The organism is Actinosynnema sp. NPDC050801, from assembly GCF_040673975.1.
Taxonomy (GTDB): Bacteria; Actinomycetota; Actinomycetes; order Mycobacteriales; family Pseudonocardiaceae; genus Actinosynnema.
Genome location: NZ_JBFAQZ010000012.1, coordinates 215,072 through 225,777, shown reverse-complemented (window position 1 = coordinate 225,777; position 10,706 = coordinate 215,072). Strand labels below are relative to the sequence as shown.

Genomic DNA, 10,706 nt, shown 5'->3' with positions numbered 1-10,706 from the left:
GGGCGTCGACGAGCACGGTATACAGGGGTTTGAGTCGACTCGGAGGCCGACCGGGCAAGGGGGCGCATGTAACACACGGATGCCTTTGACACTTATCACACCGTCGGTGAATCTGGGCTGGTCACCGACGTGCACGACCGTCCGACTTGCGCGGCGCTGCCGGGAGCGGGCCGATCGCCGACGGTTCCCGGAAGAACAGATACCCGCTGGTCGCCATGGAATGCGCTGCCCGGTTACGTCGCCCTGCGGATTCGCCTCGGTCGGCAACGCGTGTATGAGCCGGCAGATGATTTGGGCGCGACGGGTGACGCTGTTGGCGTACAGGGTCGCTATTCCACCGATTCCTTCGAGATGTCGGGCATGCGTGCGCCGACACGAACCACCACCATCCTGATTTGACTACGAGTCGCCGCATTGCCGCGGCAATGACATGAGCCGGGGGTTCGGGGGAAGCGGCCCGCAGGTGCGGAAGCAAGAACACAGAATCCGTTTGAACTTCTCAGGAGGCTGTCACATGTGTGGGATAACCGGGTGGGTCTCGTTCGACCGTGATTTGAGCCACGAGCACGAGACACTGCACTTGATGACGCGAACGATGGCGTGCCGAGGCCCGGACGCTTCAGGAACGTACGTACAGCGGCACGCTGTTCTCGGGCACCGACGGCTGGCCGTGATCGACCTCCCGGGTGGTACGCAGCCGATGTCGGTGCACACGCCCGCCGGAGAGGTGTCATTGGTCTTCAGCGGTGAGGTCTACAACTTCGTCGAACTGAGGAACGAGCTGATCCAGCGAGGGGAACGGTTCACGACGGCGAGTGACACCGAGGTCGTGCTGCGCGGGTACCTGCACTGGGGTGCCGCGCTGGCCGAGCGGCTGGTCGGCATGTACGCGTTCGCGATCTGGGATTCGCGGGAGCAGAAGCTGGTGATGATCCGCGACCGGATGGGGATCAAGCCGTTCTACTACTACCGCACGCCCGATGGCCTGCTGTTCGGCTCGGAGCCGAAGGCCATCCTGGCCAACCCGATCGTCAAGCCCGTGGTGGACGTGCACGGGCTGCGGGAGGCGATGTCGTACGCCTACAGCCCGCGGGAGGCGTTCTGGTCCGGGATGGACCAGGTGGAGCCCGGCACGGTGGTCACCGTCGACGCCGACGGTGTGCGTGAGCGCACCTACTGGCGGCTGGAGACGCGTCCGCACACCGACGACGTGGACACCACTGTCGACCGCGTCCGCGAACTGCTCGACGACAGCGTGCGCCACCAGCTGGTCGCCGACGTACCGCGTTGCGTGCTGCTGTCCGGCGGCCTGGATTCCGGCGCACTGACCACACTGGCCGCGGCCAACCTCGGCGAGGAGCGGGTGCGGACGTTCGCGGTCGACTTCATGGGCCAGGCCGAGAACTTCACGCCGAACGAGTTCCACGTCACCGCCGACACGCCTTTCGTCAAGGACGTCGTGGCGCACGTCGGGTCCGAGCACACCGACATCGTGCTCGACCCGAAGACCCTGGCCGATCCCGATGTCCGCAGGGCCATGGTCGCCGCGAGGGACTCGCCGATGACGCTCGGCGACATGGACCTGTCGCTGTACCTGCTGTTCAAGGAGATCCGCAAGCGGTCGACCGTCGCCCTGTCGGGTGATGCGGCGGACGAGATCTTCGGCGGGTACCGGCACATGCGGACACCGCAGGCCAACGAGGCCCGCGCGTTCCCGTGGATCGCGGTCAGCGTGGGTCCGCTGGACAAGGACGGCACCGGGGTCCGGCCGGAGGTCCTGTCCGCGTTGCAGCTGGAGGAGTACCGACGGGACAGGTACGACGGTGCCGTCGCGGCGGTCGAGCGGTTGGACTCCGAGGACGACGACGAGTACCGGATGCGGGTCATGATCCACCTGCACGTGACCCGGTTCCTGCGGTTCCTGCTCGACCGCAAGGACCGGATGAGCATGGCGGTGGGCTTGGAGGTGCGGGTGCCGTTCTGCGACCACCGGCTCGTCGAGTACGTCTACAACGCGCCCTGGTCGATGAAGACCTACGACGGCCGGGAGAAGAGCCTGCTGCGCGGTGCCGTCAAGGACATGCTGCCGGAGTCGGTCGCCTGGCGGCCGAAGAGCCCCTACCCGTCCACCCAGGATCCGCACTACGCGCGGGAGCTCCAGCAGCAGGCGAAGGAGCTGCTGGTCGACCGGGACCACGCCGTGTTCGAGCTGATGGACCGGATCTGGTTGCAGGGCGCGGTCGGAGAGGACCCGACCGCGATGAGCAGGCTCAGCCGGCTCGGCCTGGAGCGCACTCTCGACCTCGCGACGTGGCTGGACCTCTACCGGCCTGAGTTGAAACTCTCCTGATGTTCCAGGACCCGTGAAGCCGGCCGGGGGCTGTCCCTTCGGAGTACAGCCCCCGGCCGGCTTCGTCGGCGCGTGCGGTCGGACGCTCGGATCGGTCAGACCGCACACGACCTCGTGGTCAGCTCTTCCCAGGGGTGCGAGGGACGACCGTCATCGGCAGCTGGCTGGGTACCGGCACGTTGGTCACCAGCTCCTTCACCGGTTTGCCGGGCACCGGTTCGAGGCGCACCCGGGCCAGCACGGTGGCGATCACCACGGTGATCTCGGTGATCGCGAAGTTGCTGCCGATGCACTGGTGCACGCCGGCGGCGAACGGGATGAACGCCTCGCGTGGCATCTCGGCGACGCGCTCGGGCAACCAGCGGTCCGGGTCGAACCGGCCGGGGTCGGGGAAGCTCCGGGGGTCGTGGTGCAGCGCATGCGGGCTGACGATGAGCTCGGTGCCCGCCGGCATCGGGACGCCGCCGAGTTCCACGTCGGTGATCGGACGCCGCATCAACAACCACGGCCCGTAGAAGCGGAGAACTTCGTTGATCACCCGACGGGTGTAGGTCAGCCTCGGGAGGTCCTCGACCCCGACCGGCCGGCCCTGCAGAACCTCGTCGACCTCGGCCAGCAGTTGCGACTCGATGTCAGGTCGCCGACCGATCTCGTGGAAGGCCCAGGCCAGCACGCGGGAAGCCGTCTCGACCCCCGCCACGAACAGTGTGATCATCTCGTCGTGGATCTCCTCGTCGGTCATGCCCTGGCCCGTGTCCTCGTCACGAGCGGCCAGCAGCATCGCCAACAGGTCGGAGTGCCCGTCGAGGTGGGCGCGACGATCGGTGACGACCTCGCGCACGGTCCGCCGGACGTGCTCGACGGCCCGGTTGAAACGACGGTTGACCGGCAGGGGCAGCGTGCCGAGCACCGCGGGCGACATCGCCCGCACGGTGCTCCCGGCGACGAGGATCCTGTTGCAGCGCAGGAACTCGTGCAGCCCCGGTGTGTCCAGGCTGTCGGAGAACAGGGCCCTGGCGACCACGGTACCCGCGACGACCTGCATGTCGTCGTCGATGGGCCGTGATTCCCCGGCACGCCACGAGGCCACCATCTCGGTGGCGGCCTGCTCCATGCTCGTGACGTACCCGGTGATCTCGCGCCGGTGGAACGCCGGCTGCATCAACCGCCGCTGCCGGCGGTGCCGCTGACCGGTCGAGGTGACGAGCCCGTTGCCCATGAACGGCCGCAGCTTGTCGAAGACCCGGCCCCGCTCGTAGTTGCGCGCGTTGCTGACCAGGACCTCGTGCACCAGCTTCTTGTCGGTCAACACGTAACCGGGCTGCGACCCGATGTGGACCTCGACGATGTCACCGTACCGGTGCAGTGATGAGGTGAACCTGGTCCGCTGTAACAGCAGTGGAACCGTGTGACCCAGCAGCGGCAGCCAACCTGGCGCCCTGGGTGCTGTGGCAGTCGCCATCGTGGGACCTCCCCAGTTCAAGGGTTGTTCCGCCCGCCACGCCGGTCCTGATCGCCGCAGTGACGGGAGATCTGTGTCAGGACGGCTCAGCCGCCCTTCGAACTTCCGGTTCGGGAAACAGTTCGCCGGCTACGGGAGTGCCGGCGAGCAGGCAGGGGCTCGTCCCTCCGGCTTGCCACGGGTCGGGTGGTGCGTCGGGTTGGCTCCGGTTTCCCACCGGCGTGTTCCGGGAGTGTATCCGGATTTCCGACGGTGTAACCAAAACGTCCTCATGCCGGCTCGTGTCCCACATGATCCCCCATGCCCACAGCCAAGAATCCTAACTGACGGGAAGGGACGAACAACAGGTCGGAATCCGCTCGCCGACCGCTGTCACTCGTTTGCCTTAACTACGAAGATGAACGCGGGGTCCGACGCGGCGCACGTCCGGATCGATGCTTTCTCCGGTATTGCCTTTCTGGTGCGGAGCCGTACTTGTGGTGTGGTCGTCACTCGACCGAACCTCATTGGGTGGCTAGGATTTTCGCGGTGGAACCGGTTCCCAGGCGAGGAGAACCCGTGTTATTTCAGTTCTCTCGGGCCCACGAAGGGTGGAGATGGTTCCGGTAAACGGAAACCGGCCGGACGAATCGGCGAACTACCGGCCGCACGAGGTGATCCGGAAGGCGCGTCGGGTGTCGGCGCGGGGCTTCCGCGCCGACAGTCAGATCCTCAGCGAGCAGGACGGGAGCGAGTCAGCATGACGAGCCAAGCGACCTACCCGGTCATCGACACGGCCGGGCGCGACATCCACGGCGAGTCCGAGCGCCTGCGGGCCTTGGGGCGCGCGGTGCGGGTGGAGCTGCCCGGCGAAGTGATCGCGTGGTGGGTCACCGACCACGCGCTCATCAAGCAGTTGCTCACCGATCCGCGGGTGTCACGTGACACCTACCGGCACTGGCCCGCGTGGGGCGGCGGAGAGAGTGAGCTGGCCAAGACGTGGTCGCTGGGGATGTGGGTCGCCAAGCGCAACATGATCAGCGCGTACGGCGCGGAGCACACCCGGCTGCGCAAGCTGGTGGCCAAGGCGTTCACCGCCCGCCGCACGCAGGCGATGCGCGCGCGCATCGAAGAGAGCACCGCCGAGCTGTTGGCAGGACTGGAGAAGGTGCCCGCGGGCGAGGTGGTCGACCTGCGTGAGCGGTTCGCCTACCCGCTGCCGGTGCAGATGATCTCCGGGCTGCTGGGCGTTCCGGACGAGATCCGCAGTCCGCTGCTCACCGCGGTGCACGAGGTCATGGACACCTCGGCATCGCCGGAGCAGGTCATGGCCAACGCGATGGAGGTGGACCGGCTGCTGCACGAGCTGGTCGCGATCAAGCGCACCCGGCCCGGCGATGACGTGACCACCGGCCTGATCCAGGCGCACGGCGAGGACTTCGGCTACTTGAACGAGGAGGAACTGGTCGCCACCATCATGCTGATGTTCACCGCGGGCCACGAGACGACGGTCAACCTGTTCGACCACACCATCACCCTGCTGCTGACCCATCCCGAGCAGCGCGCCGCCGCGATGGACGGCACGGTGGCGTGGGAGGACGTGATCGAGGAGTCGCTGCGCTTGGAAGCTCCGATCACGAACTTGCCGCTGCGCTACGCCGTGGAGGACATCGACCTCGGTGACGCGTTCATCCCGAAGGGCGACCCGATCGTCATCGCCTTCGGCGCGGGTGGACGGGACAGGAAGGTGCACGGCGAGACCGCCGCGGAGTTCGACCCGACCCGGCCCACGCGCCGCGACCACATGGCGTTCGGTCACGGCGTGCACCACTGCCTGGGTGCCCCGTTGGCTCGCCTGGAAGCCGCGGTCGGCCTGCCCGCCCTGTTCACCCGGTTCCCGCAGCTGCGGCTTGCGGTGCCGGCCGAGGAACTGCGCCCGTTGGGGTCGTTCATCTCCAACGGCCACGCGGCGTTGCCCGCGGTGCTGACCCCGGGCGAGTAACGACCTGTCGGCGCGCTCAGCGGAGATCCAGGCCATCTCCGCTGAGCGGGTGCCCCGGTGGACGACCACGTCCGCCGGGGCACCCGACTCCTGGGCACCTCGACCGAGCGGCGCCTCGGCGCCTCCGGCTGACGCATCAGCTGTCGACACGTCCGGTTCGGCCTCCGCTGCCGGCGGCAGCTCCCGACACCGACCAGGTCGTGCGCGGAGCCCGTCCATTCGGAACGCTCGATCGGTGGCGTGGTGCGGGCGGGTGGGGGTCCCGCCCGCACCACGCGGGCCTGGATGCCGGTGTTCCGTCAGGACGGTCGGGCAGCCGGTTCCGCCGGCTCAGCGATCACCGGCGGCTTGAGGTAGCTGGTGGCCCAGGCGAGCACGATGGCGATCCCGGCGATGATCGCTGCGGTCAGCACCGGCGCCGAGGGACCGAAATCGCTGATCGCCACCCCGCCGGCGGCCGAACCGACCGCGATGCCCACGTTGACCGCGGAGGCGGGCAGCGAGGACGCCAACGCGCCGCCGGGGCCGGCCAGGGTCACCACGCGGAGCTGCAGCGCCGGGGTCATGCTCATGGCGAGCACCCCCCACGCCAGCATCACGACCGCCACGAGGGCCGGCGTGGAGCCGACGAAGTAGAGCGCCAGCAGGGCGATCGCGGTGCCGATGGTCCCGACGATCAAGGTGCCCGTGGCGTTCTTGTCGGCGAAGCGACCGCCGCCGAAGGAGCCCACCGCGGTGGCCAGGCCGTAGGCGAACAGGAACGCGCTGACCACTGCACCGGTGACGCCCGTGACGTTCTGCAGGAACGGCACGATGTAGGTCAGGGCCGTGTACAGCGACGCGAACACCGCGATGTTCACGGTCAGCATCCCGAGCACACGGGGAGCGAAGGCGTACTTGGCCTGGCCTCCGCCGCCGCGACCGGTCCCGGCCACGGAGGGGACCACCAGCAACGTCGCGATCAGCGCGACCACGCAGAGCACGATGATCCCGGTGAACGAGCCTCGCCAGCCGAACCCCTGGCTGGCCAGCGTGCCCAGGGGCACGCCCACCGCGGCCGACACCGTGACACCGGAGATGATGATGGCGATCGCCCTGCCCACGCGCTCCGGCGGGACGATCGACATGCCCGTCACGAACGCGACACCGATGAACAGGCCCTCGACCGCGCCGGCAATGAAGCGCACCACGAGGAACACCACGTAATCGGAGCCCGTCACCAGGACCAGGTTGGCCAGGACGAACACGACGAGCGCCACGATCAGCACCGTTCGCCGGTTCATCTTCACCGTCAGCATCGTCAGCAACGGGCCGCCGATCGCGATGCCCAGTGCGAAAGCGGTCACCAGCGCGCCGGCCGCGGAGACGGAGACGCGGAGGTCAGCCGCGATCAGGTCCAGCACACCGACCACGAGCAGTTCCGCACAGCCCATGACGAACACGCCGAAGAACAGCGTGACCAAGACGAGGGTTGTACTCCGACTCGATACCGCTTGCTGGGTACTCATGTGAACCGCCCTTTGTGGGTGTCTGCGTGTTTCTCGTTGTTGCGCAGGGACCTCTCCACGAACAGGTCCGGCCAAGGCCTGTCGCGAAATCCCGCAGCGATGTGAATGGAGTAGTCCGTCGTGTTCCCGCCCATCGGGCGCGTTGACGTCGTCACGGTGTCGGGTCGGTTCCTTCTCCCACGCAAGGGGCTCCTTGCAGGCAGCGAGCACCTCCTCGCGCGACACCTCGGGAGGTTGGCGCGACACCACCCCCGAGGCCAGACTGCTCTCCTTTCGCAACCAGTTGCACACTAGGGCACAATGGTACGAGTAGGCAACTTGCCCGGAGGTGGGTGCGGTGCGGAAGGACATGCGGTCGAACTGCCCGATCAGCTTGTCGCTGGAGATCTTCGGCGACCGTTGGACCCTGCTGGTCCTCCGCGACGTGATCTTCGCCGGAGCCCGGCACTTCCGCGAACTGCTCGCCAGCCCCGAGCGGATCTCCTCGAACGTCCTCGCCGACCGGCTCGCCGCGCTCGTCGAACACGGGCTGCTCACCAAGGCCGACGACCCCTCGCACAAGCAGAAGGTCACCTACAACCTGACCGAGCAGGCGATCGAGCTGCTGCCCGTCTTCGTCCAGCTCAACATCTGGGGAACCCGACACCTCGCGGTGACCGAGGTCCACGCCGCCCGTGCCGAGTTGCTTGCCGCGGGCGGCCCGCCGATGTGGGAGGCCTTCATGGACGAACTCCGGGAGTCCCACCTCGGACCGCAGGCCCGCCGGCGACCGGCGCCGAGCGGTCCTACCGTCGCGGCACGGATGGACGCCGCCTGCGCGGCCGCACTCGACAGCGCGGCCGCCACCTCACCGGGTCTCCGGGACCGCGGGATCACGCTGGCGGCGACGTAGGCCGCAGCGCCACCAACACCCAACCGGACTGCCCTCGCCAGACGGAGGAGCGATCCAGTCCCGTGCCGGACCTGTGCAGTACCGGTGCTGGGGAGCAGGACGCCGGCGGCACTGCCAGGGGACCGTGCGCGGACGCGATCGCCGCCGCGCTGGGCCGCCTGCCCTCGGCACTGGAGCAGGCCGCCGCCACCCTCGCCGACCGCACCATGACCGCACAGGTCTACCTACGGCTGCTCGACGACCACCTGCTCCACGGCACCCCCGTCCCGACCGGCGGCGACCCGACCACCGGCCACGACGCAGCAGCCGGGGCTGTCGGGTCGTGGCCGGTGGTCCTCGATGTCGGGCGATGCGGCGTAGGCCCGCAGGATCGCGTCCGTCACGGTGATGGCGGGTGGGTGTGCCGACCGATGACCGGTGTCGGCGCGGGCCGCACTACGTGACCGGCTGGTCCGGCTCGCGCCGGACGCCGCGCGGCCACCCTCCCAGCGTCAGCAGGACCACCAGCGGCACGCCGTAGAAGATCAACGCCGTGACCGTGCCGTTCGGCCGGAACGCGAGCGGCACCACCACCGCCTCGATCGCCACCGTCATGACCGGCACCAGGAGCACCAGCGCGGCCCGGCGGCCTACGCGTGCCCCGATCCCGGTGGCCACCGCCGCACCGACGACCAGTACGACCAATCGCGCCGCGTCGGCGAGCGGCTCCCGGTGACCCAGGACCCCGATCGCCGCGGCCATCACGACCGTCGCCGCCATCACGAGGACCGGTGCCCTGCCCGCCAGCTCGCGTCCCCGCGCCGGTCCGGGGGACAAGGTCAACGCGACGGCGGTCACCGCACCCAACAGCACCCACCCGGCCTCCGCGTAGGCCCACAACCAGCTGCGTTGCGACACCGTGGCGACCAGCACGAGGCCGATCGTGCCGATCCACGCGCCGATCGCGGCCGCCCACCGTCGTCCGAACACGGCGAGCACGGCGACCGCGAGCCAGACGAACCACACCGGCGTGTCCGGGGCATGTGTCCACAGGGACATCTCCCGCAAAGCGCCTGCCCGTACCCACCACGCGACCTCGTGCACGCTCGACGTGGCGCCGGCCAGGATCGAGATCGGGCCGAGCAGACTCACGATCGCCAGCACGCCACGTGGGTCGATGCCGCCGTCGGCCCCCACCGCACGGCGCAGGTGCAACCGGAACGCGCCCCACAGCAGGTCCGTGGTGTCCTTCCAGCCCGGGCGTCCCCCGTCACCGCCGGAGGCCATCAGCACGTCGAGCATCTCCTCGCCGTGCTGTGTGCGGTGGTCCCGCGGGTAGAGGGCAAGAAGTCGCCGGTACCGCTGTTCGCGTTCGCTCACGCCGTTCCTCCGATTGGCCGTGCGCGGAGCCGTTGTTCCGCCACACGGGTATTCGCCCGCAGCCGTTCCACCTCTGCCGCGAGCCTGGCCGCCCCCTGGTCGGCCAGGCGGTAGTAGCGACGAAGCCTGCCGTCCACGACCTCTTCCCGGTCGATCACCACCCACCCGTCGGACGACAACCGGTCCAGCGCGGTGTAGAGGGTGCCCGCCCGCAGCAGGACACGACCGCCGGAGATCTCCTCGACGTCGCGCAGGATGCCGTAGCCGTGCTGAGGCCGGGCGGCCAACGCCGTGAGGATCAGGAAGGTCGGTTCTCTCAGCGCGTCCGTCACGGTAACGGTATATACCGATGATCGACCTATGCGCAACTGGCGAACCCGACTTAGCCTCACGTTCAGCACATCGTGGGTGAACCCCTGGATGCGCCAGGATGCTCGTCCGGCCGCCCGGTACGCGGTGCTGCGCCGGCTACTCCCGCTCCATGCCCGTGAGCACGCTCGTGACATTCGGCGTGCGGAAGACGGCGTGTTCGTCGTGGCGGTCATCTACGGCCGGAGAGCGACCCAGAAGCCGGTCAGCCCTACGGCTTGGGTCAGACCGAGTGCGTCGCCGGCGGTTGGTCCTCAGCGCTGGGGTGGGAGCTGGAACTGCATGCCGTAGCGTTCGCCGACCGCCGCGAGCCGTTCCAGGTCCGGCGGGGAGTCCGGCGGTGGTGGGATTTCCCTCCTCTGCGCAGGTTCGCCGATCTCGGCGAAGAACCGGTCCATACCGCCCGGCAGGTAGGTGGTCAGGATCCGCACGGTGTCCGTCACGGGCTCGTAGGTCTCCAGCGTGCCTGCCGGGAAGTAGAAGAAGGCTCCCGGTCCCCCCTCTACGGTCTCGTCGTTGATGTATGCGCGCACCCTTCCTTCAAGAACGCGGAAAGCCTCGGCCCCCGGGTGGGTGTGCGGCGGTGGGCCCATGCCGGCCGGAACCGTCATCTCCATGATCGTCATTTCGCCGTTGGTCTCGTCACCGGCGACCCTGACCTCGTAAAGCCCGCCCAGCACCCAGTAGGCGTCACCCTCACCCTGCTCGCGTACGACTGTCTTAGCCATTCGATGCTCCCTCCACAGAGGACGCTGATAGCTCCACTGTCCTCCCGAAAGGGCACG

9 protein-coding genes are annotated in these 10,706 nt (G+C 68.6%); 3 read left to right on the top strand and 6 right to left on the bottom strand.

The genetic code is table 11. The annotated features are described in order from the left end of the window. Nucleotides 1-514: 514 nt before the first annotated feature. Nucleotides 515-2,350: an asparagine synthase (glutamine-hydrolyzing) gene (asnB, locus tag AB0K14_RS26190; protein ID WP_360462936.1), complete on the top strand. Its 1,836-nt coding sequence runs from the start codon at nucleotides 515-517 to the stop codon at nucleotides 2,348-2,350. A gap of 118 nt (nucleotides 2,351-2,468) precedes the next feature. Here asnB and AB0K14_RS26185 read toward each other — a convergent pair whose 3' ends face one another. Continuing rightward, entirely contained in the window at nucleotides 2,469-3,812 is a 1,344-nt protein-coding gene (locus AB0K14_RS26185; protein WP_360462933.1) for a cytochrome P450, read from the bottom strand. Nucleotides 3,813-4,551: 739 nt separating this feature from the next. On the opposite strand from AB0K14_RS26185, the gene AB0K14_RS26180 reads away from it, so the two are divergent. Beyond that, the gene (locus AB0K14_RS26180) at nucleotides 4,552-5,793 is read left to right on the top strand and encodes a cytochrome P450 (RefSeq protein WP_360462930.1); all 1,242 of its coding nucleotides are present in this window, start codon (nucleotides 4,552-4,554) and stop codon (nucleotides 5,791-5,793) included. Nucleotides 5,794-6,092: 299 nt separating this feature from the next. On the opposite strand, the gene AB0K14_RS26175 is transcribed toward AB0K14_RS26180, so the two are convergent. Continuing rightward, on the bottom strand, nucleotides 6,093-7,526 hold the full coding sequence (locus tag AB0K14_RS26175) for an MFS transporter (protein ID WP_360459355.1): 1,434 nt from the start codon (nucleotides 7,524-7,526) through the stop codon (nucleotides 6,093-6,095). 112 nt (nucleotides 7,527-7,638) lie between these two features. Here AB0K14_RS26175 and AB0K14_RS26170 point away from each other — a divergent pair, with 112 nt between their 5' ends. Beyond that, complete coding sequence (locus tag AB0K14_RS26170; RefSeq protein WP_360459353.1) at nucleotides 7,639-8,193, top strand: helix-turn-helix domain-containing protein; 555 nt, start codon at nucleotides 7,639-7,641, stop codon at nucleotides 8,191-8,193. A gap of 224 nt (nucleotides 8,194-8,417) precedes the next feature. Here the strand turns inward: AB0K14_RS26170 and AB0K14_RS26165 are convergent, their stop codons facing one another. The 4 genes from AB0K14_RS26165 to AB0K14_RS26150 all read right to left on the bottom strand — a co-directional run bounded on the left by AB0K14_RS26165 (nucleotide 8,418) and on the right by AB0K14_RS26150 (nucleotide 10,649). After that, complete coding sequence (locus AB0K14_RS26165; protein ID WP_360459351.1) at nucleotides 8,418-8,576, bottom strand: hypothetical protein; 159 nt, start codon at nucleotides 8,574-8,576, stop codon at nucleotides 8,418-8,420. Between the two features lie 52 nt (nucleotides 8,577-8,628). Further along, entirely contained in the window at nucleotides 8,629-9,552 is a 924-nt protein-coding gene (locus AB0K14_RS26160) for a hypothetical protein (protein ID WP_360459349.1), read from the bottom strand. After that, nucleotides 9,549-9,884 (bottom strand): PadR family transcriptional regulator, encoded by a 336-nt coding sequence (locus tag AB0K14_RS26155; RefSeq protein ID WP_360459347.1) that lies wholly within the window; start codon nucleotides 9,882-9,884, stop codon nucleotides 9,549-9,551. Before AB0K14_RS26155 ends, AB0K14_RS26160 begins: the two co-directional genes overlap by 4 nt. A 291-nt stretch (nucleotides 9,885-10,175) precedes the next feature. Beyond that, entirely contained in the window at nucleotides 10,176-10,649 is a 474-nt protein-coding gene (locus AB0K14_RS26150) for a cupin domain-containing protein (RefSeq protein ID WP_360459345.1), read from the bottom strand. Nucleotides 10,650-10,706: the final 57 nt, after the last annotated feature.